Below are 26,574 nucleotides of genomic sequence, written 5' to 3'. Positions count from 1 at the left end.
AGGGAATCCTAGGCGCCCGAGCGGCGTGTCATCGAGCGGATGGCCGTTTGGCGTGGAGAATGTGCGGCCTTTCCGGCCCCTCAATCGGTGTTTGACTTGCCGGTGGAACGGGTACCGGCCGCCGCGCCCGCCTTCGCCCCGCCGTCCTTGGCGCTCCCGGACGGCGCCTCGAACGACTCCAGCGCCTCCAGCACGGCCTGGACGCGGGAGATCTCGCCCTTGATGTCCTTCTGGCGCCGCTCCAGGACCTCCAGCTCCCGCCGGGCCTCCTCCACGAGGCGCGCGGCCTCCGCCGCCGCCTCCTCCTTGGCCTTCTGCGCCTCGCGGGCCGCGTCGGCCTTCTTCTGGTTGGCCTCCTTCAGCAGGCCCTCGGCCTTCTTCACCGCGGCGATGCGGACGCTGCTCGCCTCCGAGTCGGCCTCCGACAGCAGCCTCTCGGCCTTCGCCTCCGCCTCGGCCAGATGCTGCTCCGCGGTCCGCACCAGCTTGTCGGCCCGCTCACCGGCGACCCGCATCTGCTCGGCGCTCTCCCGGCGGGCCCGCTCGTGCAGCTCCTCGATCTCCGCCTCGGTCCGTACGCGCAGCTCCTCCATCCGCTCCCTTATGGCGTTGGCGTCGCTGCGGGCGCCGACCAGCAGCTCGTCCGCGTCCGTACGGGCCTTCTCCACCAGGCCGTTGCCCTCGATGGTGGCCTCGGAGACGATCCGCTCGGCCTCCTCGCGGGCCGCGCCGACCATCGTGTCCGCCCGCGCCTCGGCCTCCGTGGTGGTGAGCAGCGCCTCCTCCTGCGCCTTCGCCATCAGCTGGTCGGCCTGCTCGGCGGCGTCCGCCCGGCGCCTGGCCGCGGCCTCTCTCGCCTCGTCGAGGACCCGGTCCGCCTCCGCGCGGGCCTCCGCGCGCAGCCGCTCGGCCTCCTCCTCGGTCCTCCCGAGGTGCTGCTCGGCCTCCCGGCGGATCCGCTCGGCAGCCTGCTGCGCCGAAGCGACCGCCTCCGCGGCCTCGGCGCGCAGCCGCTCCGCCTCGCCGCCGGCCTCCGCGAGGAGCCTGTCGGCCTGCTCCGCCGCGCCCGAGCGCCGCTTGTCGGCCTCCTTGCGGGCCTCCTCCCGCAACCGGGCGGCCTCGGCCTGCGCCTCGTCGAGGACCTCGACGGCCTCGGTGGCGAGCCGGTCGGCCTCCTCGGCCGCCCGGGCCGTGACGCGCTCCGCCTCACCGGTCGCGTCGCCGACGATCCGCTCCGCCTCCGCCGTGGCGTCGCCGACCAGCTTCTCCGCCTCGGCCGACGCCTCCGTGACCAGCCGGTCCGCCTGGGCGGCCGCCTCGGAGCGGATGCGGTTGGCGTCGCCGCGGGCCTCCGCGCGCGTGCGGGCCGCGTCCTGCTCGGCCGAGGCGAGCGAGTCCGACGCCTCCGTCCGCACCCGCTGCGCGTACTCGGCGCTGTCCGCCTTGAGCCGTTCGGCCTCCGCCAGCGCCTCCCGGACGGCGCGCTCGGCCAGCGCCTTCGCCGCCTCGGACTCCTCCTGGGCGCGGCCGCGGACCCGCGCCGCGTCCTCGGCGGCCCGCTCCCGCTCCTGGTAGGCGTCGGTCCGGACCCGGTCGGCCTCCTCCTGCGCCTCGGTGCGCGTCCGCTCCGCGGCGTGCTCGGCCGCCGAACGGAGCCCGGCGATCTCCTCCTCGGCGGCCTCCTGGAGCCCGGCGACCGAGTCCCGCACCTGCTGCGCGGTCTGCTCGGCCGCGGAGACCAGCTCCGCGGCCCGCCGGTCGGCCTCCTCGACCAGCCGCTGCGCCTCCGCCTGCGCCTCCTCGACCCGCCTGCGGGCCGAGGCCAGCAACTCCTCGCTCTGCTCGCGGGCGCGGGCGCGCTCCCGGTCGGCCTCGGCACGCGCGGTGTCCAGCGTCTCCTCGGCCTCCCGGCGGCGCCGGTTGGCCTCCTCCTGCGCGACCGCCAGCTCCTCGGCGGCCTCCGTCTCCAGCCGCTCGGCCGCGCCCTGCGCCTCGGCGCGCACCCGGGCGGCGGTCTCGTGCGCCTCCGCCCTGAGCCGCTCCGCCTCCGCGGCGGCCTCCGCCCGGAGCCGTACGGCGGTGTTCTCCGCCTCGGCGCGCGAACGCGACACGTCCGCCGCGGCCTCGGTGCGCAGCCGCTCGGCCTCCTGCTCGGCCTGCTCGTGGAGCGCGCGCCGCCGCTCGGCGGCCTCGGTGCGCAGCCGTTCCGTCTCCTCGGCGGCCTCCCGGCGCAGCCGTTCCGACTCGGCGCGGGCGTCGGCCAGGGACTGCTCGGCGGCGGCGAGCCGGGCCTCGGCCTCCTGGTGGAGCCGCGCCAGCTCCTCGGCGGCCTCCGCCTGCCGGGCCGCGACGGTCCGCTCCGCCTCCTCGCGCAGCTCGGCGGCGGCGGCCTCGGCGGCCCCCCGCACCGACTCGGCCTGCTCGTCGGCGTCCGCGCGCAGCCGCTCGGTCTCCGCGCGGGTGCGCTCCAGGACCTCCTCGGCCTGGGCGCGCAGGGCGGCCGCCCGCTCGGCCGCCTCCGCGCGGACCCGCTCGCTCTCGGCGGTCGCCGCCGTGCGCAGCTCGTCCGCGTCCGCCTTCGCCTTGACCAGCAGCTCCTCGGCGGTCCTGGCCGCCTCCTCGATCTGCTGGACGGACTCGCGCCGGGCCTCGGCGCGGATCCGCTCGCCCTCCGCGACCGCCTCGGACCGCAGCTGCTCGGCCTCCCCGCGCAGCCGCCGCGCCTCCTCCTGGAGCTCGGCCGTCTTGGCGCGGTACTCCTTGGTGTCGTCCTTCGCGGCGCCGCGGAGCTGCTCGGCCGTGTCGGCGGCCTCGCCGACGAGCCGGTCGGCCTCGGCCTCGGCCTCGCGGCGGATCCGCTCGGCCTCCTCGGCCGCCTTGCGGGTGGTCGCCTGGGCGTCCTCGGACGCCTTGCCGAGCATCTCCTCGGCGGCCCGGGCGGCGTTGGCGAGCTGGGCGGCGGAGTCCTCGGCGGCCTTCGTACGGGCCTTCTCGGCGGCCTGCGCGACCAGCTTCTCGGCCTCGGCGCGGGCGTCCGCGAGTGCCTGCTCGGCGTCGGCGCGCAGCGCCTCCGCCTCCTTGGTGGCCTCGCCGACCAGGCGGGCGATCTCGTTCTTCGCGGTACGGGTGCGCTGCTCGTTGGCGGACTCGGCGGCGGCGACGCGCTTGGCGGCGTCCTCGGTGGCGGCGGCGACGACCTTGTCGGCCTCGGCGCGGGCCAGCCGCAGCCGCTCCTCCGCCTCCTGCATCCGCTGCTCGGCGGTCCGGCCGAGTTCCGCGGCCTCCCGGCGGGCCTGCTCGGCCTCGGCGGCGGTGGCCGTGCGGAGCCGCTCGGCGTGGCCGGTGGCCTCCTGGGCCTGGGCGGCGGCGGCGTCGAGGAGGCGCTCGGCGTCCTTGCGGGCGCGCAGCAGGAGGGCCTCGGCCTCGGCGCGGGCGGCCTCCGACTCGGCGGCCAGCCGCCGGCGGGCCTCCTCGGCGACGCGGGCCGCCTCGGCGCGGGCGGCGGCCAGGGCCTGCTCGGCCTCGGCGCGGGACTCCTCCATCAGGCGCCGCGCCTGGGCCTCGGTACGGGCGCGCAACTGCTCCGCCCAGGCGACGTTCTCGTTGACGTGCGCCTCGACGGTCCGGCGGCGCTCGGCGAGTTCCTGGTCGAGCTGCTGGCGCCGCTGCACCGCCTCCTCGTGCAACTCCGCCTGGAGGCGGGCCTGGTGCTCGGCGTGCTCCTGGAGGATGCGCTGGGTCTGGGCCCGGGCCTCGCGCAGCTCGCGCTCCGCGTCGGAGCGCATCTGCTCGGCCTGCACCTGGGCGTTGCGCAGCATCTGCTCGGCCTGGTAGCCGACGTCGGCGCTGTCGTAGGCGGGCCGGGACGCGATGGCGCGCCGCGCCTCGTGGAGCTTGGCGCGCAAGACCTCGACCTGGTAACCGAGGTCCTCGGCGTGCTGGACGGCCTTCTCCCGCTCGGTCTTCAGCCGGTCCATCTCGGCCTCGAACCGCGAAAGGTGGTCGTCGTCAGCCCGGTGGCTCTCCTGGCGTTCGTAGCCCCGCACTGCGCGGTCCCATCCGTCCCCTGGTCGCGAACTCTCTTCGTACGGGCACCGCTCGCCGGCGAACGGCCCCCCGGGGAATGGTGTCAGATCCACGCTTCCGACGACGACGCCGCGGGCGGCGCCGACCCGGCCCCGGCCCGGCGCCGCCCACTCTACCGGGCCTGGAAGCGTCGGTTCAGTGCTCGGCTGAGGAGGGCTCAGCCGACGTGACCAGTTCGGTGAGCACGCCGTGGCAGTCCTTGGGGTGCAGGAACGTGATCCGGGACCCCATGGAGCCGCGCCGGGGCTCGTCGTAGAGGACCCGCACGCCCTTGGCGCGGACGGCCTCGGCGTCGCCGTCCACGTCGGCGGTGCCGAAGGCGATGTGGTGCACGCCCTCGCCGTTCTTCGCCAGCCACTTGGCGACGGTGGAGTCCTCGCGGACGGGTTCCAGGAGCTGGATGTAGGAGGCGCCGCCGTCGGAGGTGCCGTTGATCCGGAGCATGGCCTCGCGGACCCCCTGCTCCTCGTTGACCTCCGTGTGGAAGACCTCGAAGCCGTACGTCGAGCGGTAGAACTCGACGGTCTCGTCCAGGTTGAAGCAGGCGATCCCGATGTGGTCGATTCTCGTGAGCATGCGAACAGTGCAGCTTCCTACCGGCCGGTTACGCAACGTGCTCGCCGTCACATCGGCCGCCGGGTGACCCGGGGTGGTACCGCTCAGTACATTGGCGGTAAACCCTCGTTCACTCCGCAGCCCCTCCGGGCTGGAAGGGGATCGTCCTCATGTCTGGAACGACCGGTACCACCTCCGTCATCGTCGCGGGCGCCCGCACGCCCATGGGCAAGCTGTTGGGCTCGCTCAAGTCCTTCTCCGCCGCCGACCTCGGCGGCTTCGCCATCAAGGCCGCGCTGGAGCGGGCGGGCATCGGCGGCGAGCAGGTGCAGTACGTGATCATGGGGCAGGTGCTCCAGGCGGGTGCCGGGCAGATCCCCGCGCGGCAGGCCGCCGTCAAGGCCGGCATCCCGATGAACGTCCCGGCGCTGACGATCAACAAGGTCTGCCTCTCCGGCCTCGACGCCATCGCGCTCGCCGACCAGCTGATCCGCGCGGGCGAGTTCGACATCGTCGTCGCCGGCGGCCAGGAGTCCATGACCAACGCGCCGCACCTGCTCCCGAAGTCCCGCGAGGGCTACAAGTACGGTGCGATCGAGATGCTCGACGCGATGGCCCACGACGGCCTCACCGACCCGTTCGACCAGATCGCCATGGGCGCGTCCACCGAGCGGCACAACACCCGCCTGGGCATCGGCCGCGCCGAGCAGGACGAGGTCGCCGCCCTGTCGCACCAGCGCGCGGCGGCCGCCCAGAAGAACGGCCTGTTCGACGCCGAGATCACCCCGGTGGAGGTCCCGCAGCGCAAGGGCGACCCGGTGGTCTTCGCCGCCGACGAGGGTGTCCGCCCGGACACGACGGTCGAGACGCTCGCCAGGCTCCGCCCGGCGTTCGACAAGGACGGCACGATCACGGCCGGCTCGTCCTCGCCGATCTCCGACGGCGCCGCGGCCGTCGTGGTGATGAGCAAGGCCAAGGCCGAGGAGCTGGGCCTGGAGTGGATCGCCGAGATCGGCGCCCACGGCAACGTCGCCGGCCCGGACAACAGCCTGCACTCCCAGCCGTCCAACGCGATCCGGCACGCCCTGGACAAGGAGGGCATCGGCGTCGAGGACCTGGACCTGATCGAGATCAACGAGGCGTTCGGCGCCGTCCTGGTCCAGTCGCTCAAGGACCTGGGCGTGTCCCACGAAAAGGTGAACGTCAACGGTGGCGCGATCGCCCTGGGCCACCCCATCGGCATGTCCGGCGCCCGCGTGGTGCTGCACCTGGCGCTGGAGCTCGGGCGGCGCGGCGGCGGCGTCGGCGCGGCGGCCCTGTGCGGCGGCGGCGGCCAGGGCGACGCGCTGATCATCCGTGTCCCGGGCGCCTCGGCGAAGTAAGGAGCTCTGTACGTGATGGTGGACGTCCCCGCACTGGTCGCCCAGGCACGGGAGGGCCGGCCGCGGGCCGTGGCCCGGTTGATCTCGCTCGTGGAGGGGGCGTCCCCGCAGCTCCGTGAGGTGATGGCGGCGCTGGCCCCGCTGACGGGCGGGGCGTACGTGGTGGGCCTGACGGGCTCGCCGGGCGTCGGCAAGTCCACGTCGACGTCGGCACTGGTCTCCGCGTACCGCAGGGCCGGCAAGCGGGTCGGCGTCCTGGCGGTGGACCCGTCGTCGCCGTTCTCCGGGGGCGCCCTGCTGGGCGACCGGGTGCGGATGTCCGACCACGCCTCGGACCCGGGCGTCTACATCCGCTCCATGGCCACCCGCGGCCACCTGGGCGGGCTCGCCTGGGCGGCGCCGCAGGCGATCCGGGTGCTGGACGCGGCCGGCTGCGACGTGGTGCTGGTGGAGACGGTCGGCGTCGGCCAGTCCGAGGTGGAGATCGCCTCGCAGGCCGACACGTCCGTGGTGCTGCTGGCGCCGGGCATGGGCGACGGGATCCAGGCGGCGAAGGCCGGCATCCTGGAGATCGGCGACGTGTACGTGGTGAACAAGGCGGACCGGGACGGCGCGGACGCCACGGCCCGCGAGCTCAACCACATGCTGGGCCTCGGCGAGGCCCGGGCGCCGGGCGACTGGCGGCCGCCGATCGTCAAGACGGTCGCCGCGCGCGGGGAGGGCGTCGACGAGGTCGTGGAGGCCCTGGAGAAGCACCGCGCGTGGATGGAGGAGCACGGCGTCCTCGCGGAGCGCCGCCGGGCCCGCGCCGCGCACGAGGTGGAGACCATCGCGGTCACCGCGCTGCGCGAGCGGATCGGCGACCTGCACGGGGACCGGCGCCTCGGAGCGCTCGCCGAGCGGATCACGGCGGGCGAGCTCGATCCGTACGCGGCCGCCGACGAACTGGTGGCGGGCCTCACGGGCCGCTGACGCGGCGGTGGTGGACGGCCCCGCTCCCCGGCCGGGGGGCGGGGCCGTCCGCGTGCCNNCCGGACCGCCGGCGCGGCGCCCGCCCGGGGGCGCCCNGCGGGGCCGCACGGCCCCGCTAGGGCCTGCCGCGCAGTCCGCGCAGGTGCTCCGCGACGGGCTGCAGGGAGGAGTGGAGGCCGGTCAGCGCCTCGGGGGAGAGCCGGTCGACGAAGTGCCTGCGCACCGACTCCACGTGGTGCGGCGCCACCTTCCGCATGGTCTCCATGCCCTGGTCGGTGAGGACGGCGTACAGCCCGCGCCGGTCCGACTCGCAGTTCTCGCGGCGGACCAGCCCGGCGTTCTCCATGCGGGTGATCTGGTGCGAGAGCCGGCTTTTGGACTGGAGGGTGGCGGAGGCGAGGTCGCTCATCCGCATGCGCCGTTCGGGGGCCTCCGAGAGGTTCACGAGGATCTCGTAGTCGTTGTACGTCAGGCCGAACGGCTGGAGGTCGCGCTCCAACTGGTGCGTGAGGAGTCGATTGACGTCCAGGTAGGTACGCCAGGCGCACTGCTCGCTGTCGGTGAGCCACGGGGTGGCCGCCTCGGTCTCCATGTATGGACTCTACCTAAGAGGTTGAATATCGGACGAAGTAAGGTGACGCCGTTCCGCTTTCCCACCCCCCCCGTCCCCGAAGTCCCCGCACGGGCGCAGACGTTCGAGAGCGTCACGGTCCGCAGACTACCGCTCACAGCCCGAAGCGGCGCCGGAGGTCTCCCAGCTGGCCGGGAAGCCCCGGTGCCGCCCCGCGGGGGTCCTGGCCGAAACCCTGCCCCGGCCCGGAGGCCCCNCCCCGGGGACGCCCGGCCTGCCCGGCACCGTACCGGTGCCCCGCTCCGGCACCAGTGCCTCCGACGACTGGAGCAGCACCGTCCCCGCCCCGACGAACTCGAACTGGTGCTCCTCGCCCGACGCCCCGCCGATCCCCGTCAGCGCCCGCAGGCCGCCCAGCACCCCGCTCAGGTACGCGTGGTCGTAGTGGTGGCACGGCGACGGGCAGTCCGCCCAGCCCACCAGCGCCTGCGGGTCCACCCGGATCGGCGGCTCCATGAACACCACCGGCCCGTTGGACGCCGCCACGAACCTGCCCGTCCCGAGCAGCGTCAGAAAGCCCGGCACGATCGACTGCTTCAGCGACAGCGACGGCTCGAACGCCAGCAGGTTCCCGGCCCGGATCGTCAGGTTGCCCTCGTCCAGGTCGTACGAGTTCACGTCGAACGCCCGGTCCGCGAGCAGCATCTTCCCGCTGCCCTCCGCGACCACCCAGTCCCCGGCGTGCAGCGGAGAGTGGAAGCTCGTCCGCACCAGCCGGTCCAGCGCGCCGTGCCCGACGCCCTCGAAGGCGATCTCCCCGTAGTACGCGATCATCTTGCCCTTCTGCAGGAACCACCGGGACCCCTTGAGATCCACGCAGAAGGCGTACGGGTTGACGTTGTCGCCGCTCGGCAGGGTCGACGGGTCGAACACCCCGGACGTGCTCACAGCTTCTCCTCCGACGCCTGGACGTACACCGCACCGCTGCCGCTCAGCTCCAGCCGGAACGCCTCGCCCGAGCCGCGCCCCACCACATCGCGCCAGCCCAGCGCGGCGGACAGCCTGTTCCGCACGTCGCCGTGGTGCGCGACGTACGCCTGCGGGTCCACGTGGACCGGCCGCCCCGGCGCGATCGGCAGCTCGATCACCCCGCCGTGCGCCATCACCGCGACCGAGCCGTGCCCCCGCAGGGTCGTGGTGAACAGGCCCTGGCCCGTCACCTGGCCGCGCACCACGCCCATCACCCCTCCCTGCGCCCCCATGAACATCGTCCCCTGCTCCAGGGTCCCGTCGAAGGCCAGCAGCCGGTCCGCCTCGACGTACAGCGTGTCCCCGGAGAGCGTGATCACCTGCACATGGTGGCCGCCGTGCCCGAACAGCACCGTGCCGTCCCCCTCGGCCGTCATCAGCGGCACCGCCTCGCCCGCCGCGCGCCGGCCCAGCATCGCCGTCACGCCGCCCCGGCCGCCGGCCGAGTTCGGCGTGAAAACGACCTCCCCCCGGTACGCGAGCATCGCCCCGCGCTGGCTGAACACCCGCTGCCCCGGGGCGACCACGGCCTCGACCATCTTGGAGTTGACCTCCCGGAACGGCATCAGACGTCGCCTCCCACGGTGGTGCGCTCGCTCGGCTGCACGTACACCAGCCCCTCGCCCTCGAACCGGATCTGGAACGCCTCGCCGCCGCCCTCGCCGAGGAACGTGCGGAACGTGGCGCCGGACCGGAGGTCCTGCCGGAGGTCCCCCCGGTGCGCCACGTACGCCCCGGGGTCCACCGTCAGCGGGTGCCGCGGCGTCACGCGCAGCACCACGGCCGGCCCGTCCGACACGACCGCCACCCGGCCGGAGCCCTCGACCGTCGTGGTGAACAGCCCCGTGCCGGAGGCGCCGCCGCGCAGCCCGGTGAACGTCGTCCCGGTGCGCAGGGCGCCCTCGGTGCACAGCAGGTTGCCCGCCTCGACGCACAGCCGGTCGCCGTGCAGCTCCAGCACGGTGACGTCGGAGGCCCGGTCCGCGAAGTAGCAGGTGCCCCGCCCGGTCACCTCCATGACCTCCATCTGCTCGCCGGTGAGCCGCCGGGTGACCATGCCGCGCAGGCCCTCGCCGCCGCCGCTCGTCCTCTTGAAGGACATCTCGCCCTCGTACGCGACCATCGAGCCGTTCTTCGCCCTGACCGCGTCGCCGTCCATGTCGACGGCCAGGACCTTGCTGCCTTGGAGCCGGAAGGTTGCCACAGGCCGACGGTAACCGGCCGGGGCGCGGCGGGACAGCACCGGCGGATCGATCCGGACCCCGCGGCGCCCGCGGTACGGCCGCCTGACACAATGCGGGAAAGCTTGTGCACCCTTTCACAAGACCGACCCCCGCGCAGAAGGTGCCTGTTCCCGTGGACATCAAGACCGCATCCGCCCTCCACCGCCTCCGTCTCGTCTCGGGCCCCGAGGCGGTCTCCTTCCTCGTGCTGCTCGTCTGCTCGGTCCTCAAGCGCACGACGGAGTTCAACGCCGTCCCCTTCATGGGCGCCGTCCACGGCCTCCTCTTCGTGCTGTACGTGGTCTTCTGGCTGGACGCCTGGAAGAACGCGAAGTGGGACGTGAAGACCGGCGTGCTGTACTTCGTCCTCGCCGTGGTGCCCTTCGGCGGCTTCTACGCCGACCGCAGGCTCCGGCGCGCCGCCGACGCCGCCGTGATCGCCTCCCGCGCCCGGCGCGAGGGGACGGTGGACGCGTGATCGTCGCGTTCTCCGTCACCCCGCTGGGCGTCGGCGAGGAGGTCGGCGAGTACGTCGCCGAGGCCGTGCGCGTCGTCCGCGAGTCCGGCCTGCCGAACCGCACCGACGCGATGTTCACCAGCGTCGAAGGGGAGTGGGACGAGGTGATGGACGTCGTCCGCCGCGCGGTGGAGGCCGTCGAGGCCCGCGCCCCGCGCGTCTCCCTCGTCCTGAAGGCCGACATCCGCCCCGGCGTGACCGACGGCCTCACCGCCAAGGTCGCCGCGGTGGAGCGCCGCCTGGCCTGACCCCGCCGCCCGCTCGCGAAGGCCCCCGACCCGGACGCGCCGTACGCCCGGTCGGGGGCCTTCGGATCGACACGCACCGGCCCGTCCCCTTTCGTGGGGGTAAGCGACCCCGCTCGACAGGCTGGAGGCCCCGTGCTGAGGTCGGAGGGCAGCGGTGCCGACGGCGGCGCCGGGGCGGCCCCCGGCGGCTACGACTACGACGCGTACAGCCGCCTCGCCGGCCCCCTGACGGACCCGGGACCGGGGCCGTACACCGTCGCGTACCGCAGCCTGCTCGGACGCGAGCCGCACCGGGTGCGGGCCGTGCTGCTCATGACCCTCGCCCCGGTGCTCTCCGCGGCCCTCCTGGCCTACCTGGTCTGGCCCGCCCACTGGACCCGCCGGGAGGGCGGCGAGCGGTGGCTGGTCGTGCTCGACGCGGTGATGCTCGTGTCGATCGGCCTCATCTGCCTGTTCATGCTGGTCAACGTGGTGTCGATCGCGCACGCCACCCTGGTCGCCCGCGACCCGGTCCCCGTCCCGCCCGAGCCGGGCACCCGCGTCGCCTTCCTCACCACCTACGTCCCCGGCAAGGAGACGCCGGCCATGCTCCGGGCCACCCTGGAGGGCGCCGTCCGCGTCCGCCACCAGGGCGTCCTGGACGTCTGGCTGCTCGACGAGGGCGACGACGAGCAGGCCCGCGCCCTCTGCGCGGAGCTGGGCGTGCACCACTTCACCCGCAGGGGCGTCCCCGAGTGGAACCGCCGCTCCGGCACCCACAAGGCGAGGACCAAGCACGGCAACTACAACGCCTGGCTCGCCGCGCACGGCGAGGCGTACGACTTCTTCGCGTCCGTCGACACCGACCACGTCCCGCTGCCGAACTTCCTGGAGCGGATGCTCGGCTACCTCCGCGACCCCGACGTCGCCTTCGTCGTCGGCCCGCAGGTGTACGGCAACTACCGCTCCGCCGTCACCAAGGCCGCCGAGTCCCAGCAGTTCCTCTTCCACGCCCTGATCCAGCGCGCCGGCAACCGCTACCGCGCCCCGATGTTCGTCGGCACCAACAACGTCGTGCGGATTTCCGCCGTCCTCCAGGTCGGCGGGCTGTACGACTCCGTCACGGAGGACATGGCCACCGGCTTCGAACTGCACCGCCGCAGGAACCCCGCCACCGGCCGGTACTGGAGGTCCGTCTACACGCCCGACGTGCTCGCCGTCGGCGAGGGCCCCGCCTCCTGGACCGACTTCTTCACCCAGCAGATCCGCTGGTCGCGCGGCACGTACGAGACCCTGCTCGGGCAGTACTGGAAGGCACCCTTCCGGATGCCGCCGGGGCGGTTCCTCCACTACACCCTGATGCTCGGCTACTACCCGACGACCGCCGTCAACTGGTTCCTCGGCGTCCTGAGCTGCACCCTCCACCTCTGGTTCGGCGCCTCCGGGACCCAGGTCTCCTCCTCCGTCTGGCTGATGCTCTACAGCGACGCCGCGGCCCTCCAGGTCGGCCTCTACCTGTGGAACCGCCGCCACAACGTCTCCCCCCACGAACCCCGGGGCTCCGGCGGCCTCGCCGGCATGGCCATGTCCGCCCTCTGCGCCCCCGTGTACCTGAAGTCCCTCGCCTCCGCCGTCCTGCGCACCAGCGGCCGGTTCGTCGTCACCCCCAAGGGCGGGGCGGCCAGCCCCGACCGGCCGGCCGCCTTCCGCATCCACCTGGGCTGGGCCGCCGTCCTCACCGCCGGGCTCCTGGCCTCCGTCCGCTTCGGCCACACCCACGCGGCCATGCGCACCTGGGCCCTCCTCGCCCTGGCCGTCTGCCTCGCACCCGTCGCCGTCCGGGCCCGGTCCGCCCTCGGGGAGCGCCGCGCCGTCCGCGCCGCCGCGTACCGGGCCGCCGGGCGCGGCGAGGAACCCGAGGCCGTCCTCGCCCCCACCACCGGAGGGAACTGAAGCCATGGCCCACCGGCCGTCCGAGAAGTTCAGGAGGACCCTGATCGGCGGCGGCGCCGTCGTCGTCCTCGCCGCCCTCAACGCCCCGGCCGCGCTCTCCTTCGCCGAGGAGCAGTACCACGCCTACAGGATCTCCCGGCCCGGCTACAAGGCGAAGTACGGCTCCTGGGAGGAGGTCCGCGTCCCCGGCGAGCACCGCCTCAACGCCATCCACGCCGCCCTGCTCCGCAGCGGCAAGGTCCTCCTGGTCGCCGGCTCCGGCAACAACCAGGAGAACTTCGACGCCGGGACGTTCGAGACGATCCTCTGGGACCCCGCCGCCGGCACCTTCCAGGCCGTCGGCACCCCCGAGGACTTCTTCTGCGCCGGCCACAGCCAGCTCCCCGACGGCCGCCTCCTCGTCGCCGGCGGCACGGCCCGGTACGAGGTCCTCGACGGCGAGGTGAAGCGCGCCGGCGGCACCATGCGCGTCAAGAACGAGAGCCCCGACAAGGCGGTCACCCTGAGGAAGGGCACCGTCTTCCGCTCGCCGAAGGGCGTCGAGTACGTCTCCACGCAGACCGTCACGGTCCCCAGGGTGAAACGCGAGTTCAAGGTCACGTACTTCGCCGGCGGCGGGATGAAGCCCTGGGAGACCAAGGTCACCGCCGCCGAGGCCCGCGTCTTCGTCGAGGCGCGCGAGGAGGGCCCCGAGGGGCTGACCACCCAGGCCGCCCAGTACCGGATCCTCGGCCTGAAGGGCGAGGACACCCGCAACGTCTACGGCATCGCCGAACGCCTCAGCACCGCCAAGCAGGACTTCCAGGGCATCAGGTCCGCCTACGAGTTCGACCCGGACGCCGAGCGGTACGTGCCCGTCGCCCCGATGGAGGAGGCCCGCTGGTACCCCACCCTCGTCACCCTCCAGGACGGCAGGGTCCTCGCCGTCTCCGGCCTCAACGACGTGGGCGACGTCGTCCCCGGCGACAACGAGGTCTACGACCCGCGGACGAGGAAGTGGACCCCGGGGCCCTTCCGCTACTTCCCCACCTACCCGGCGCTCTTCCTCACCCAGGGCGGCAAGCTCTTCTACACCGGCTCCAACGCCGGCTACGGCCCCGCCGACAAGGGCCGCGTCCCCGGCCTGTGGGACCTGCGCAGGAACGTCTTCCAGGAGATCCGCGGCATCGGCGACCCCGACCGGCTGGAGACCTCCGCCTCCCTGATCCTCCCGCCCGTCCAGGACCAGCGGCTGATGGTCCTCGGGGGCGGCGGCGTCGGCGAGTCCGCCCTGTCCACGCCCCGCACCGCCCTCATCGACCTCAAGGAGCGGAGCCCCGTCTTCCGCACCGGCCCCGCCCTCCCGCAGAGCACCCGCTACCTCAGCGCGGTCCTCCTGCCCGACGACACGGTCTTCACCACCGGCGGCTCCCGCGACTACCGGGGCCGCGGCGCCAGCGACATCCTCAAGGCCCAGTTCTACGAGCCGCGCTCCAACGCCTTCCGCCCCGCCGCCGATCCGACCGTCGGCCGCAACTACCACTCCGAGGCGCTGCTGCTGCCCGACGGGCGTGTCGCGACCTTCGGCTCCGACCCGCTCTTCGCCGACCGGGACAACACCAGGATCGGCACGTTCGAGCAGCGCGTCGAGGTGTTCACGCCGCCCTACCTCCAGGGCGACGCCGCGCGCAAGCGCCCCGTCCTCGGCGACGGTCCGCGCGCGTTCGACCGCAACGGCCGCGCCACCTTTACGACGAAGGACGCCGCCCGCATCACCAGGGCCCGCCTGATGCGCCCCAGCGCCGTCACCCACACCACCGACGTGGAGCAGCGGTCCGTGGAGCTGGGCCTCACCCGCACCGGGGACTCCGTCACCGTCGAGGCGCCCCTCGACCCGACGCTGGTGCCGCCCGGCTGGTACATGCTGTTCGCCCTCGACGCCGAGGGCCGCCCGTCCGTCGCCGAGTGGATCCAGGTCAGGCCGCAGGGGGAGGCTTCCCGATAGAGAGGTCAAGATCGGGATCCGTCCTGGACACAGGCCGTGCAGCTGCTTCGTCATGGCAAGCTTCCTCGTCGAAGGAAGGGGGAGCGCTGATGCGGCTCGATCGAGGAGCGACGGGGTTCTGCGGTCCAGGTGGCGAACCGGCGAACGAGACAGACCTGACGCTCTTTCGAAGTGCCTGCTGGGAAGCCGCAAGACGGATCGGTGGCCGTGTCGGCGAGTTGCCCCCAGCGGGGGCCTCCAGCTTCCATTCGGCCGCCATCACCAGCCGTGCGGAGGAGCTTGTCGTTCTGTGCCATGCTCACTTGCCGGTCGTCGCGTTCACCGAGCCACGCCCCGTGCCAGGGCAGCCGCTGACGCGCTTCGTGAACCCACCACCGTGGGCGGATGCCTTCACGGCGTTCGGTTTCCGCTGCCTCCAGGTCGAAGACCTGAGCCTGCCGATGTCCACGGTGGACGTGGCCGAGCTGGCTGAAGCGGAACTGACTCAGATCCGCTACTGGCGTCCCCAGTCATTGGGTGACCTGGTGTTCAACTGGTGGGACTGATGACCGCTGGGGGTGTGACCTCGGAGAGGCGACGGTCACGCATCAGTGCCCGTAGGACGTTGGCGCGTCTGCGTGCCAGGGCGATGACGGCCTGGGTGTGGCGCTTTCCCTCAGCACGTTTTCGGTCGTAGAACCGGCGCGAGTTCGAGTCGGAACGGATGCTGAGCAGCGCGGAAGTGCAGAAGACGCGTTGCAGTCGCCTCTGGTGGCCCCGCGGGCGGTGCCTCACCCCGCGGTACGGGCGGCGCTCCGGCGCCCCCCCGGGCCGCCGCCGGTCACAGCGCGGCCCTGACGCGGTCGAACGCCTCGCCCAGGACCGCCGGATGGGCGGCGGCGTTGAACCGGAAGAACCCGGTGTAGGCGTCGCCGCCGAAGGCGGGTCCGGGGGAGACGTGGACCCGGGCGGTGGCGAGCGCGTCGGCGAATCGTTTCGCCTCCTCCGGCTCGGGCACCTCCGCCCACAGCAGGTAGGTGGCCTCGGGCACGGCGGCGTCGACGCGCAGGGGGAGCCGGGAGAGCTCCGCGCGAACCAGCTCCACCCGCTCGGCCAGGACGGCGCGCAGCGCGGCCAGCCACGCCGTCCCCTGCTCGTAGCAGGCGACGGTGGCGATGGCGCCGAGGCTTCCGGGCCGCCCGAGCAGCCCCTGCGGAAGCGCGGCGAGCGCCGCGGCCGTCCTGTCGGAGGCGTAGACCGTGGCGCTCTTCAACCCGGGGACGTTGAACGCCTTGGACGCCGAGGTGAGGCCGAGGACCCGGGCCCGGTGCACGGCCGGGTCGGAGAAGACGGACCGCGTCCGGCCCCCGAGGCCGAGTGGCATGTGCACCTCGTTGGCGAGGAGCAGCAGGTCGTGCCGCCGGACGAGGTCGAGCGCCTCGGCGATCTCCGTGTCGTTCCAGGCCCGTCCCACCGGGTTGTGCGGCTGGCTCAGGATCCAGGCCGCCGCACCCGCCGCCGCGGCGGCGTCGAGCGCGGCGTGGTCGCGCCGGTAGCCGGACGCGTCCCGCAGCAGGGGCACGGCCACCGGCCGCATGCCGGCCTCCTCCACGACGGTGGGGAGGTCGCCGTAGACGGGCGTCTCGACGATGACCCCGCTGCCGGGCGGCAGCCGGTCCCGCAGGAGCGTCCGCAGTCCGGCCAGGATGTCGGTGGTGCAGCGCAGCCCGGCCGTGGAGGCGTGGTGCTCCTCGGCCAGGTAGCGTGCGCAGGCCCGTTCCTGCTCGCCGGTGAGGCCGTACCCCGTCTCACCGTCCCGCACGGCGCGCGCGAGGACGGCGTGGAGGAACTCCGGCGTCTCCAGGTCCATCTCGGCGATGCCCAGGCATATTCGCTCCGGGTCCGGAGCTCCCTCCTGCCACTTGAGGGTCCGGCGGGCCCGCAGGGCGCCGGCGTCCGCGACGAACCTCGGATCCTCCGCCGGAGGGCCGTCGGCGGCGCCGTGCGGGGTGCCCGTGGACATGGAGCCGTCAGTCGGCATCGCGGTCCAGTTCGATGTAGAGGCGGGTGCCGCCCTTCCCCTTGGTCCGGCGGCGCACGGTGACGGCGCCCCGGATCTCCTTGGGATGCGACACGTGGGTGCCCCCGCAGGGGATCTCGATCTCCCCCGAGCGCCAGACGAACACGTCGTCGGCCCCCGGCAGCGGGGTCACGACCGCCTCGCCGGCGGACCCGAGGAGGGAGTCGACGCGGCCTTGGATCTCCGGCACCGCCTCCGGGGGGATGGCGCAGCCGAAGTCGAAGCGGGCGGCGCTGTCGCTGATGTGGCAGCCGCGCGTGGAGCGCGTCTGGCCGTGCGCCGAGAGGTACTCGCCGGTGGCGTGGAACAGGAAGTGCGCCAGGGTGTGCATCTGCATGTTGCGGAAGCGGCGCTCCCAGTCGATCTCCATCGTCACCTCCGCCCCCACGGCGAGGGGGCAGGGCTCCTCGAACACGTGGCAGAACACCGCCCCGACCGTGGCGACCTCCCCGTTGGGCAGCTGGAAGGGCCGGCCCCCCGCCTTCTGCACGTCCACCACGCGCAGCCCGTCGACGGTCCCCTGGTCGGCGACCTGGCCGCCGGATTCGGCGTAGAAGATCGACCGGTCGAAGACGGCGTGGACCCCCTCGACGGCGAGGACGGTGGCGGTCGCCGTCGTCGCGTACGGGTCGTGGTGGTAGAGCTGGACCGTGGCGGGAGCCTTGCTCCACAGAGCGGGGCTAATCATCGACCCGTCCTCCGTTCAACAGGGTGGTTCCGTACAGTTCGCCGCGATCGGCGAAGAAGGTGAGTATCTCGCCTTCGGCCGACGGGCCCAAGTCGGCGGCGAGTTGGCGCGCCCCCATGAAGCAGACGCCGGACGACCCGCCGACGCTCAGCCCCCGGGACGCCAACTCCCGCACCCCGTCGCAGGCCTGGGCGTCGGAGACCCGGTAGACGCCGCTGACCCTGGCCCGGGCCGCGTCGATCACGGCGGGGATGCGGTTCTGGTTGCCGGTACCGCGCAGGATGCTCCGGGCCGGCGAGCCGCCGAAGGTGATCGAACCCTCGCGGTCCGCCACGTAGGAGGGGATGCCCTTGGCCTCCAGCATCGACGACAGGGCGGCGAAGTGGCCGCCGCTGCCCACGCAGAAGATGCCGGCGGTGATGCGCGAGAAGTCCAGGACGTCCGTCAGGTGCGGTACCACCCAGCGGGTGTAGACCTCCGGGTTGAGCGGGCTGTCGTTCTGGTTGGTCCAGTAGTAGTCGGGGTGCTCCGACAGGATGGACCGCAGCAGGTCGTCGCGGGCCTGCTGGCTGCCGAGGACCGGGTGCGGCGTCTCGGCGATGTGCACCACTCCGCCGAGCAGCTCGATCTTCCGCCGGGTGATGTCCGGGATGCCGGGGTCGGAGACCAGCTGCACGGGGTGTCCGAGCAGCCGGCCGGCCGCCGTCAGGCCGAGCCCGAGGGACCCCGAGGTGGACTCGATGACGGTCTGGCCCTCGGCGAGCAGCCCCTTCTCCCGGGCCAGCAGGAGCAGTCCGAGACCGAGGATCGCCTTGAAGCTGGACTCGGTGGTCGGGCTGCCGTGTATCGCGCGGAGCCGTAACCGCCCCGTCTCGAAGCCGCCGCAGTCCACGGTGCTCAGCCGGCTGTACTCCTCGATGACGTCGTAGGGGTCGGGTCGGTGCTGCGGGTTCCGCGGGAGTACGGACCGGTTCATTTTCGTCCCTCCAAGAGGTTCTTGGCCCAGAAGATCGAAACGAGCAGGACGCCGATGCCCGCCAACTGCACCGGACTGAGGCGCTGGTCGAAGAAGACCAGCCCGTAGACGGCCGCGGCCACCGGCTGCAGCAGCACGAAGAGGGCGGCGAGCTGGAGCGGCAGGAACTTCACGGCGTGGGCCATCAGGGTCTGGCCGAGCAGCTGCGAGGTCACCGCGAGAGCGATCAGCACCAGCCAGCCCTTGAGGCTGGTGGGCCACAGGGTCTCGCCGAGCAGGGCGGCCACCGCGAAGCAGACGGCACCGCAGACGAGGCTGAGGGTGGCCATGATGCGGGTGGCCTCGTGGCGCTCGCGCAGTCCCTTGGCCACCACGAGGAACAGCGCGTAGAACACCGCGGTGGCCAGGGCGAGGAGGTCGCCCTTGAGGTGGTCGGGGTCCAGGCCGGTGCCGAGGACGACCAGGAGGTACAGGCCGCCCAGCGCGAGGAGTGCGGGCAGCGCGAGCTGCCACGGCAGCCGGTCGCCGAAGAGCAGGAAGCACAGCGGGGCGATGATGAACGGCACCAGGTTGGCCAGCAGGTTCGCCTCGGCGAGCGAGGTGTAGAGGAACGAGATGTGCCACAGGCACAGGTCCGCGGCGAGGAACGCCCCGCCCAGCACGATGAGGAGCCGGTCCCGCTTCCCGATCGGCGCGGCCGCCCGGTGCGGGGAGCCGTCGGAGGCGCGGGAGCGGCGGGCGGTCGCCATCGCCATGCCCAGCAGCATGGGCGCGGCGAGGAGCGAGCGGTACGCTCCGGTGCTCACCGGGCCCACCTCGCTGATCCGGACGAAGACGCCGCCGAGGGCCAGGCAGCAGACCGCCAGCAGCACCATCAGCTGGGACCGGACGCGGCGGCTGCCGATCCCTCCCTCCGCCGGGGACGCGGGCCCGTCCGGGGCGGGACCGGGAAGCCCGGCTCCCCGCTCCGCCGCCGTGTCCGGTGTGTCAGCGAGGCTCATGAGGGCACCGACTCCTTCAGGGTGTAGAGGCTGCTGTCGTAGCCGAGGGACCGCAGCGCCCGCCGGGACCCGGCGACCCGCAGGTCGTGATCGGTCTGGTGCTTCGAGAAGATGAGGCCGGCCAGCGTTCCGCTGTGCGCCACGCACACACCGAGAGCCCCCCACTCCTCCTTGACCGTCATGAGGTGGACCAGGGATTTCTTGGGGAGCCGGTCGTTGTGCAGTTCGCTGCTGTGCGTCGCTATCTCGGCCGCGGTCCTCCCGTCGTTCGCGAGGAGCGCCGCGTCGAGTTCTCCGAACAGCCGCTCGTAGACACGGGCCTTTCCCGGGTCCTCGGGCAGCTCGCGGTGGAAGGCCTCCGTGTCCACGCGGCCGCCCTCGTCCACTCCGACGATGCTCCACCGCAAATCCGTGTGGTATTTCCTGATCAAGGTCTGCGACCGTTGGGCGCAGGCCGCGATTCCGGGATGCAGCAGGTAGTCGCCGTATTCGAGGCGGCGGGCCACGGACAGGGCGAGTGCGTGGACCATCGGGGGCGGCGCCTCCGGATATCCGTCCCGGATGCAGAGCAGCGCGACGGCCAGTATGTCGGCGGTCGAACTCGCGTGGCCCTTGGCCACGGGTATGTTGGACACGATGTCGATGGTGGCGTCGGTATGGGAGAGGCCCAACTCGGCGCTGAGCGACCGGAAGGCGGCGAGGGCCTTGGTGCGGTCGGGCGGGGTGATCGAGGGCCCCCGCGCGGCGGATTCTTCCCTTTTGAGCCGTGCGGAGCACCGTAATTCCTCGACCGGTGCGGTGAAAAGGAAATGTTCGAACCCCTGCGCCCCCGCAGTATATCCTTGCAGGATTTCCCCGAACGTGCCATGGACGATGCTCGCTTTGTTCTTGTGCATATGGTCGTTCTTACGCGCTGCCGCAGGCGTACGGCAACCACCGTAAACTGTCTCCCGGGCGCGGGCAAGGCGGGTTCCCGGCCGTCCGCCCCCCGGCATTCGGCGAGGAGTCGCATGGATTGTCCTGGTGGCCCCTCACTTCGCATGGCGCCCCCCTTATCGACACCGCAAGGAATCCTTATGGACGCGCCTTTCGGTGCCCGAGGCTAAAAAGTCGGCAAAACCGCCTCGGCATCACTCATTCGGCCAGCTTCTGGCTTGAAACGATGTGTCGGCGGGCGGTGGCCCGACCATCCGACCGGCGCGCCAGGTCCAGCGCGTACTCCGGCCACCAGGTGCCCGCCGCGGGGCCGCCCCGGCAGGTGCCGTCCGACTCGCCGGGCCGCTTCACCCACAGGTACGCGTCGACCAGCCGGTCCCCGGTCCGCAGCGTCGGCGGGGCGCCCAGCTTCCGGCCGGGCGGGTTGCACCAGGACTCCTCGCCGCCGCCCGGCAGCGGTCCGGCCCCGTTGCGGCTGGTGTCGACGACGAAGTGCACCCCGTCCAGCAGTTCCGACAGCTTTGTGCCGAACGCCCGGACGGCCTCGTCGGTGTGGAAGTTCGCCACGTTCAGCGCGAAGCCGTCCGCCCGCCCGACACCCGCCCGGCGCAGCGGCTCCACCAGCCTGCCCGGCTCCCCGAGCCATCCCGGGTTCCCCGCGTCCAGGTACACCCTGGTGTTCGGCTGCCGCTTCAGCCGGTCCACGGCGTACGCCAGCAGCCCGTACCGCTCCTCCGCCCGCGCGCCGGTCGTGCACCCGTCCACCGTGTGCGGCACGGCGTCCGGCTCCACGACGACCACGGCCCGGGCGTCCCCGACGGCGCCGGCGAACGCGTCGATCCACCGCCGGTACGCCTCCCCGTCCGGAGCGCCGCCCGCCGAGTACCGGCCGCAGTCCCGGTGCGGGACGTTGTACGCGACGAGGACGGCCGTGCGGCCCTCGCCGGCCGCCCCGCGCACCGCCCGCGCCACGTCCGGCACGGGGTCGTCGCCGGACGGCCACACCGCCGCCGGCTGGTCCGCGATCCGCCGCAGCAGCCGCGCGTCCTCGGTGCGCCCGGCCGCCTCGTACTCCTTCACCTGCCGCGCCGCCGCGCTGTCCGGGTCCACCCAGAACGGGGAGCCCGACGAGGGCGCGGCGGCCTCCCCCCGCCTGACCGAAGGGCTGGACGGCGGTTCCCCGGCGGTGCCCGCGCCGCGTCCGGAGCCGGACGAGCAGGCGGAGGCGAGGAGGACCGCGGTGAGCGCCAGGACGAGCGGGGCGCGGGAGGACGACCGGTTGCCGAACATCGAGATCCTCCGGATCGCTGCGGGCGGACCCGGCCATCGTGACACGACGGTCACGGAGGATGGCGGTGTGACACCCGAGGGTGACTCTCCGTCGCGCGGGCGCGCCGATCGCCCGGCCGCCCGCCACCCCGTCGCGGCGACCGGGTGTGACGGTCTTCTCGCGCACCGCGTTCGCCCGTAGGGTCGGGCGAGTCGACGGGAAGGAAACCGACGAGATGCCCCACGACCTGACCGAGCTGGCGCGTGTCGGCCGCGTACTGGAGGAGGCGCACTCCCTGCTGGAGGGCGAACGGACCCGCCTGGAGCGGCACTACGGGCGGACACGGCGCACCGATGTCGCCGCCGGCAGCCCCGCGCAGACGCTGCAGGGCGTCGCGAGCCTGGCCGACGCCCTGGCCCAGGCGCTCAAGTGGGTCGCCCTGGCCGCCGGCTACCGCGTCCTCGGCCTGGACCGCAGAGCCGACCACGCGCTCGGAATGGCGCGGAGGGAACCGGTGTCCTTCCCGTCCGGCGCGGACCGCATGGCGCGTCCGCTCGGCGAGGCCACCGTACGGGCGATGGAACTGGTCCGGGACCTCGGCTTCTTCGAGGACGAGGTCGCGATCGCGATCGACGTGGCCCTCGCCGCCCCGCAGGCGACGTACCCGCCGGCCGACTGGAGCGCGTACACGCGCGAGACGATGTGGCGCGCCCGGTTCGAATGACACCGGCCCCCGTGGGGACGGGGCCGGGGACGGGGCCGGTACGCCCGGCCGCCCCCTGGACGGCCGGCCCCGGACGGGCACCCGGCCCCCGGCCGTCCGGGGNNGANNNCCATCTGGCCGTTGGACGGCGCGGTGGCCGGGCGCTCGCCGGCGGGGCGGTCCGTGCCGCCGGTCCCGCCGCTGCCCCGGGGGCGTCCGCACCGGCCGCCCCCGGGCGACCGGTGCGTGAGATCCGGACGACCGCGATGTGGCCAGTCGGTAAGGTCAGGACGTGCCGAAGCCGCTCCGCCTCCCCTTCGATCCCATCGCCCGCGCCGACGAGCTCTGGCGGCAGCGCTGGGGGCCGGTCCCCTCGATGGCCGCCATCACCTCGATCATGCGGGCCCACCAGATCCTGCTGGCCGAGGTGGACGCGGTGCTCAAGCCGTACGGGCTGACGTTCGCGCGGTACGAGGCGCTGGTGCTGCTCACCTTCTCCAAGGCGGGGGAGCTGCCCATGTCGAAGATCGGCGAGCGGCTGATGGTCCACCCCACGTCCGTGACGAACACCGTGGACCGGCTGGTGCGCTCCGGTCTGGTGGCCAAGCGGCCGAACCCCAACGACGGGCGGGGCACCCTCGCCTCCATCACGGAGAAGGGCCGCGAGGTGGTCGAGGCGGCCACGGCGGACCTGATGGCCATGGACTTCGGCCTCGGCCCGTACGACGCGGAGGGGTGCGCGGAGATCTTCTCGGTGCTCCGGCCGCTGCGGGTGGCCGCGGGGGACTTCCGGGAGGGNTAGGGGAGGCGCGGGGGCGTGCGAGGGACGCCCGGCACGGGTGGTTACGCTCGATGGCATGAAACCCAGCGTGCTGACCCGCTACCGGGTAATGGCCTACGTCACCGCCGTCATGCTGCTGATCCTGTCGACCTGCATGGTCTTCAAGTACGGGTTCGGTACGGGCGAGGACCTGACCTTCGTGGTGTCCCAGACCCACGGCGTCCTCTACATCGTCTACCTCGTCGTCGCCTTCGACCTGGGCTCCAAGGCGCGCTGGCCGCTCGGCAAGCTGGCCTGGATCCTGCTCAGCGGCACGATCCCGTTCGCCGCCTTCTTCGTCGAGCGCAGGGTCGTCCGCGAGGTCCGGCCGCTGATCGCCGGCTCCGCGCCCGCGCCCGCCGGGGTCTGACCGCCGTAAAACCGCGGGGGCCCGCCGACGCGCGCGAGGGCCCGCCGGGGTCCGGCGGCGCCCCGGCCGCCCCGGACCGCCGGGCCCGCCGAGGACCCCCGCCGCCGGGTGTGACGCTCCCCCCGGCGGCCTGCCATCGACATTTACTTGGACGTCCTAGTAAATTCGAGGGTATGGACGCTGACGCCATCGAGGAAGGCCGCCGACGCTGGCAGGCCCGTTACGACGCCGCCAAGAAGCGCGACGCCGACTTCACCACGCTCTCCGGGGACCCCGTGGAGCCCGTGTACGGGCCGCGGCCCGGCGACACCTACGACGGCTTCGAGCGGATCGGCTGGCCCGGTGAGTACCCCTTCACCCGCGGCCTGTACCCGACCGGCTACCGCGGCCGCACCTGGACCATCCGCCAGTTCGCGGGCTTCGGCAACGCCGAGCAGACGAACGAGCGGTACAAGATGATCCTGGCCGCCGGCGGTGGCGGCCTGTCCGTGGCCTTCGACATGCCCACGCTCATGGGCCGCGACTCCGACGACCCCCGCTCGCTCGGCGAGGTCGGCCACTGCGGCGTCGCCATCGACTCCGCCGCCGACATGGAGGTCCTCTTCAAGGACATCCCGCTCGGCGACGTCACCACGTCGATGACCATCAGCGGCCCCGCCGTCCCGGTCTTCTGCATGTACCTCGTCGCCGCCGAGCGCCAGGGCGTCGACCCGTCCGTCCTCAACGGCACGCTCCAGACGGACATCTTCAAGGAGTACATCGCCCAGAAGGAGTGGCTGTTCGAGCCGGAGCCCCACCTGCGCCTCATCGGCGACCTGATGGAGCACTGCGCCCGGGGCATCCCCGCGTACAAGCCGCTGTCCGTCTCCGGCTACCACATCCGCGAGGCCGGCGCGACGGCCGCGCAGGAGCTGGCGTACACCCTCGCCGACGGCTTCGGCTACGTCGAGCTGGGCCTCTCGCGCGGCCTGGACGTGGACGTCTTCGCCCCCGGCCTGTCGTTCTTCTTCGACGCGCACCTCGACTTCTTCGAGGAGATCGCCAAGTTCCGCGCCGCCCGCCGCATCTGGGCCCGCTGGATGAAGGAGGTCTACGGCGCCACGACCGACAAGGCGCAGTGGCTCCGCTTCCACACCCAGACCGCCGGTGTCTCGCTGACCGCGCAGCAGCCGTACAACAACGTCGTGCGCACCGCCGTCGAGGCGCTCGCCGCGGTGCTCGGCGGCACCAACTCGCTGCACACCAACGCCCTCGACGAGACCCTCGCCCTGCCCTCCGAGCAGGCCGCCGAGATCGCCCTGCGCACGCAGCAGGTGCTGATGGAGGAGACCGGCGTCGCCAACGTCGCGGACCCGCTGGGCGGCGCCTGGTACGTCGAGCAGCTCACCGACCGCATCGAGGCCGACGCCGAGAAGATCTTCGACCAGATCAAGGAGCGCGGCCTGCGCGCCCACCCGGACGGGCAGCACCCCATCGGTCCGATCACCTCCGGCATCCTGCGCGGGATCGAGGACGGCTGGTTCACCGGCGAGATCGCCGAGTCCGCCTTCCGCTACCAGCAGTCCCTGGAGAAGGGCGACAAGAAGGTCGTCGGCGTCAACTGCCACACCGGCTCCGTCACCGGCGACCTGGAGATCCTGCGGGTCAGCCACGAGGTGGAGCGCGAGCAGGTGCGGGTCCTCGCCGACCGCAAGGCCCGCCGCGACGACGCGAAGGTCCGCTCCTCGCTCGACGCCATGCTGGCCGCCGCCCGCGACGGCTCCAACATGATCGGGCCCATGCTCGACGCCGTACGGGCCGAGGCCACGCTCGGGGAGATCTGCGACGCCCTGCGCGACGAGTGGGGCACCTACACCGAGCCCGCCGGGTTCTGAGCGGCCCGCCGCACGGAAACCCCTCGCCTCCGGAGGATCCCGGTGTGCATGCTGAAGGGCATGCACACCGGGATCCGCGAGGCCACCGCCGCCGACTGGCCGGCCATCTGGCCCTTCTTCCACCAGATCGTCGCCGCCGGCGACACCTTCACCTTCCCGACCGACCTCGACGCCGAGGAGGGGCGCGGCTGGTGGCTCCTGGAGCCGCCCAGCCGCACGGTCGTCGCCGTCGACGAGGCCGGCACGGTCGTCGGTACGGCCAAGATGAACCGCAACCAGGCGGGCAACGGCTCCCACGTCGCCAGCGCCAGCTACATGGTCGACCCGGCGCACGGCGGGCGCGGCATCGGCCGGGCGCTCGTGGAGTACAGCCTCCGGTGGGCGAAGGAGGCCGGCTTCCGGGGGATGCAGTTCAACGCGGTCGCCCAGACCAACACCCACGCGGTGCGGCTCTACGAGGACCTGGGCTTCCGGATCGTCGGCACCGTCCCGGACGCCTTCCGCCACCCGACGCGGGGCTACACCGGACTGCACGTGATGTACCGCCCGCTCTGACCCCCGCCGGGACCGGCGGGGCCGCCCCGCCGTCCGGGACCGCCCGGAGCCGCCCCGGGACGCTCAGTCGCGCACGGCGGCGCCGAGACCGCCGAGCAGCAGCGTCGTGAGCCGCCGGACCCACTCCTCGTCGACGGGCAGCCCGCTGACCAGGGCCCGGTGGACCACGGTGCCCGCGATGACGTCGAAGATCAGGTCGTCGGCCGGATCCGGCGCGCCGGCGCGGTCCTCCTCGGGCGCGGGCAGTTCGCCGCGGGCCTGGGCGCGGGCCCGGCCCTGCAGGACCAGCCGCTTCTGCCGGTCGACGATGGAGACGCGGATCCGTTCGCGCAGCGGCTCGTCACGGGTGGCCTCGGCGACGACGGCCATCAGCGCGGTCCTGGCCTCGGGCCGTTCGAGCAGCGCGGCGAACTGGCGCACCACGCTCTCGACGTCCGCGGCGAGACTGCCGAGGTCGGGCAGTTCCAGTTCGTCGAAGAGGACCGCGACGGCGTCCACGACCAGCTCGTTCTTGCCGGGCCAGCGCCGGTACAGGGTGGTCTTGGCGACGCCCGCGCGGGCCGCCACGTCGCCCATCGACAGCCCGGACCAGCCCAGCTCGACCAGGGCGGCGCGGGTCGCCTCCAGGATCGCGGCGTCCGCCGCGGCGCTGCGCGGGCGCCCGGGGCGCCCGGCGGCGGGAGGAGCGTGGCGTCGGCGCATGACGGCGACCATACCGGCGGGTAGCCGGAGTGCCCCGCCGCCGCGCGTGTGAGCCAGTTCACCCGTCCGCGTGGTCCGCGCCCCCGGTGGCGCGGTTACGCTACGACCCGTAGCGGAAGGT

General features: G+C 73.4%; 24 protein-coding genes and 3 pseudogenes. 12 read left to right on the top strand and 15 right to left on the bottom strand.

The window, feature by feature from the left end; all coding sequences use genetic code 11:
- Positions 1 to 80: 80 nt before the first annotated feature.
- Together scy and mce are read right to left on the bottom strand one after the other, a co-directional pair.
- A complete protein-coding gene (scy, locus tag MW084_RS02155; protein WP_010472448.1) occupies positions 81 to 4,046 on the bottom strand; it encodes a polarized growth protein Scy in 3,966 nt (1,321 codons plus the stop codon).
- A 175-nt stretch (positions 4,047 to 4,221) separates the two neighbouring features.
- Positions 4,222 to 4,662: a methylmalonyl-CoA epimerase gene (gene mce, locus MW084_RS02150; protein WP_010472449.1), complete on the bottom strand. Its 441-nt coding sequence runs from the start codon at positions 4,660 to 4,662 to the stop codon at positions 4,222 to 4,224.
- A gap of 149 nt (positions 4,663 to 4,811) precedes the next feature.
- Here mce and MW084_RS02145 point away from each other — a divergent pair, with 149 nt between their 5' ends.
- Together MW084_RS02145 and meaB are read left to right on the top strand one after the other, a co-directional pair.
- Complete coding sequence (locus MW084_RS02145) at positions 4,812 to 6,023, top strand: acetyl-CoA C-acetyltransferase (protein WP_010472450.1); 1,212 nt, start codon at positions 4,812 to 4,814, stop codon at positions 6,021 to 6,023.
- Positions 6,024 to 6,038: 15 nt separating this feature from the next.
- A complete protein-coding gene (gene meaB, locus MW084_RS02140; protein ID WP_010472452.1) occupies positions 6,039 to 6,995 on the top strand; it encodes a methylmalonyl Co-A mutase-associated GTPase MeaB in 957 nt (318 codons plus the stop codon).
- Between the two features lie 115 nt (positions 6,996 to 7,110).
- On the opposite strand, the gene MW084_RS02135 is transcribed toward meaB, so the two are convergent.
- The 5 genes and pseudogenes from MW084_RS02135 to MW084_RS02120 form a co-directional block, all read right to left on the bottom strand.
- Entirely contained in the window at positions 7,111 to 7,587 is a 477-nt protein-coding gene (locus tag MW084_RS02135; protein ID WP_010472453.1) for a MarR family winged helix-turn-helix transcriptional regulator, read from the bottom strand.
- 133 nt (positions 7,588 to 7,720) lie between these two features.
- A pseudogene (locus tag MW084_RS24440) lies at positions 7,721 to 7,822 on the bottom strand (AIM24 family protein); the annotation flags it as partial.
- Between the two features lies 1 nt (position 7,823).
- Positions 7,824 to 8,514 (bottom strand): AIM24 family protein (locus tag MW084_RS02130; RefSeq protein ID WP_275563442.1); only part of this gene is annotated, 691 nt, incomplete at its 3' end.
- A complete protein-coding gene (locus MW084_RS02125; protein ID WP_010472458.1) occupies positions 8,511 to 9,161 on the bottom strand; it encodes an AIM24 family protein in 651 nt (216 codons plus the stop codon). The genes MW084_RS02130 and MW084_RS02125, both read right to left, overlap by 4 nt.
- A complete protein-coding gene (locus MW084_RS02120; RefSeq protein ID WP_010472460.1) occupies positions 9,161 to 9,799 on the bottom strand; it encodes an AIM24 family protein in 639 nt (212 codons plus the stop codon). Before MW084_RS02120 ends, MW084_RS02125 begins: the two co-directional genes overlap by 1 nt.
- Before the next feature lie 152 nt (positions 9,800 to 9,951).
- Here MW084_RS02120 and MW084_RS02115 point away from each other — a divergent pair, with 152 nt between their 5' ends.
- From MW084_RS02115 to MW084_RS24690, 5 genes are all read left to right on the top strand, one after another.
- Positions 9,952 to 10,296, top strand: a complete 345-nt coding sequence (locus MW084_RS02115; RefSeq protein WP_010472462.1) for a DUF3817 domain-containing protein — start codon at positions 9,952 to 9,954, stop codon at positions 10,294 to 10,296.
- Positions 10,293 to 10,583: an MTH1187 family thiamine-binding protein gene (locus MW084_RS02110; RefSeq protein ID WP_010472465.1), complete on the top strand. Its 291-nt coding sequence runs from the start codon at positions 10,293 to 10,295 to the stop codon at positions 10,581 to 10,583. Before MW084_RS02115 ends, MW084_RS02110 begins: the two co-directional genes overlap by 4 nt.
- 132 nt (positions 10,584 to 10,715) lie before the next feature.
- Positions 10,716 to 12,515 carry a glycosyltransferase family 2 protein gene (locus tag MW084_RS02105; RefSeq protein WP_010472466.1) on the top strand — a complete coding sequence of 600 codons (1,800 nt, stop codon included), beginning with the start codon at positions 10,716 to 10,718 and terminating at the stop codon, positions 12,513 to 12,515.
- A 4-nt stretch (positions 12,516 to 12,519) separates the two neighbouring features.
- Positions 12,520 to 14,499 carry a radical copper oxidase GlxA gene (glxA, locus tag MW084_RS02100; protein WP_010472468.1) on the top strand — a complete coding sequence of 660 codons (1,980 nt, stop codon included), beginning with the start codon at positions 12,520 to 12,522 and terminating at the stop codon, positions 14,497 to 14,499.
- 362 nt (positions 14,500 to 14,861) lie between these two features.
- Complete coding sequence (locus MW084_RS24690; RefSeq protein ID WP_476718366.1) at positions 14,862 to 15,044, top strand: hypothetical protein; 183 nt, start codon at positions 14,862 to 14,864, stop codon at positions 15,042 to 15,044.
- On the opposite strand, the pseudogene MW084_RS02090 reads toward MW084_RS24690, so the two are convergent.
- The 7 genes and pseudogenes from MW084_RS02090 to MW084_RS02060 form a co-directional block, all read right to left on the bottom strand.
- A pseudogene (locus tag MW084_RS02090) lies at positions 15,028 to 15,276 on the bottom strand (IS110 family transposase); the annotation flags it as partial. The gene MW084_RS24690 and the pseudogene MW084_RS02090 sit on opposite strands and share 17 nt — an antisense overlap.
- Positions 15,277 to 15,319: 43 nt before the next feature.
- Complete coding sequence (locus MW084_RS02085) at positions 15,320 to 16,519, bottom strand: aminotransferase class I/II-fold pyridoxal phosphate-dependent enzyme (protein WP_106428095.1); 1,200 nt, start codon at positions 16,517 to 16,519, stop codon at positions 15,320 to 15,322.
- Complete coding sequence (locus MW084_RS02080; RefSeq protein ID WP_010472475.1) at positions 16,509 to 17,246, bottom strand: alanyl-tRNA editing protein; 738 nt, start codon at positions 17,244 to 17,246, stop codon at positions 16,509 to 16,511. The genes MW084_RS02085 and MW084_RS02080 overlap by 11 nt, the downstream gene beginning before the upstream one ends.
- Entirely contained in the window at positions 17,239 to 18,222 is a 984-nt protein-coding gene (locus tag MW084_RS02075) for a pyridoxal-phosphate dependent enzyme (protein WP_010472477.1), read from the bottom strand. Before MW084_RS02075 ends, MW084_RS02080 begins: the two co-directional genes overlap by 8 nt.
- Complete coding sequence (locus MW084_RS02070; protein WP_010472479.1) at positions 18,219 to 19,223, bottom strand: DMT family transporter; 1,005 nt, start codon at positions 19,221 to 19,223, stop codon at positions 18,219 to 18,221. Before MW084_RS02070 ends, MW084_RS02075 begins: the two co-directional genes overlap by 4 nt.
- The gene (locus MW084_RS02065) at positions 19,220 to 20,119 is read right to left on the bottom strand and encodes a GHMP family kinase ATP-binding protein (RefSeq protein WP_010472480.1); all 900 of its coding nucleotides are present in this window, start codon (positions 20,117 to 20,119) and stop codon (positions 19,220 to 19,222) included. Before MW084_RS02065 ends, MW084_RS02070 begins: the two co-directional genes overlap by 4 nt.
- Positions 20,120 to 20,357: 238 nt before the next feature.
- Complete coding sequence (locus MW084_RS02060; RefSeq protein WP_010472482.1) at positions 20,358 to 21,449, bottom strand: glycoside hydrolase family 6 protein; 1,092 nt, start codon at positions 21,447 to 21,449, stop codon at positions 20,358 to 20,360.
- 215 nt (positions 21,450 to 21,664) lie between these two features.
- Here MW084_RS02060 and MW084_RS02055 point away from each other — a divergent pair, with 215 nt between their 5' ends.
- The 5 genes and pseudogenes from MW084_RS02055 (at position 21,665) to MW084_RS02035 (ending at position 25,751) form a co-directional block, all read left to right on the top strand.
- Positions 21,665 to 22,153 (top strand): hypothetical protein, encoded by a 489-nt coding sequence (locus MW084_RS02055; protein WP_029553637.1) that lies wholly within the window; start codon positions 21,665 to 21,667, stop codon positions 22,151 to 22,153.
- A gap of 271 nt (positions 22,154 to 22,424) precedes the next feature.
- Positions 22,425 to 22,930 (top strand): annotated as a pseudogene (locus MW084_RS02050) (MarR family winged helix-turn-helix transcriptional regulator); the annotation flags it as partial.
- A 59-nt stretch (positions 22,931 to 22,989) separates the two neighbouring features.
- Positions 22,990 to 23,322, top strand: coding sequence for a DUF3817 domain-containing protein (locus tag MW084_RS02045; RefSeq protein WP_078571879.1), 333 nt, complete (start codon positions 22,990 to 22,992; stop codon positions 23,320 to 23,322).
- A 173-nt stretch (positions 23,323 to 23,495) separates the two neighbouring features.
- On the top strand, positions 23,496 to 25,196 hold the full coding sequence (locus tag MW084_RS02040) for a coenzyme B12-dependent isobutyryl-CoA mutase large subunit (RefSeq protein ID WP_275563440.1): 1,701 nt from the start codon (positions 23,496 to 23,498) through the stop codon (positions 25,194 to 25,196).
- A gap of 48 nt (positions 25,197 to 25,244) precedes the next feature.
- Entirely contained in the window at positions 25,245 to 25,751 is a 507-nt protein-coding gene (locus MW084_RS02035) for a GNAT family N-acetyltransferase (protein WP_255114381.1), read from the top strand.
- Between the two features lie 63 nt (positions 25,752 to 25,814).
- Here MW084_RS02035 and MW084_RS02030 read toward each other — a convergent pair whose 3' ends face one another.
- Positions 25,815 to 26,453 carry a TetR/AcrR family transcriptional regulator gene (locus MW084_RS02030; protein WP_029553940.1) on the bottom strand — a complete coding sequence of 213 codons (639 nt, stop codon included), beginning with the start codon at positions 26,451 to 26,453 and terminating at the stop codon, positions 25,815 to 25,817.
- Positions 26,454 to 26,574: the final 121 nt, after the last annotated feature.

Origin of the sequence: Streptomyces sudanensis (assembly GCF_023614315.1) — a bacterium.
Taxonomy (GTDB): Bacteria; Actinomycetota; Actinomycetes; order Streptomycetales; family Streptomycetaceae; genus Streptomyces; species Streptomyces sudanensis.
Note: the sequence above shows the minus strand (reverse complement) of the source record. Positions and strands in the feature narration are given on the sequence as shown.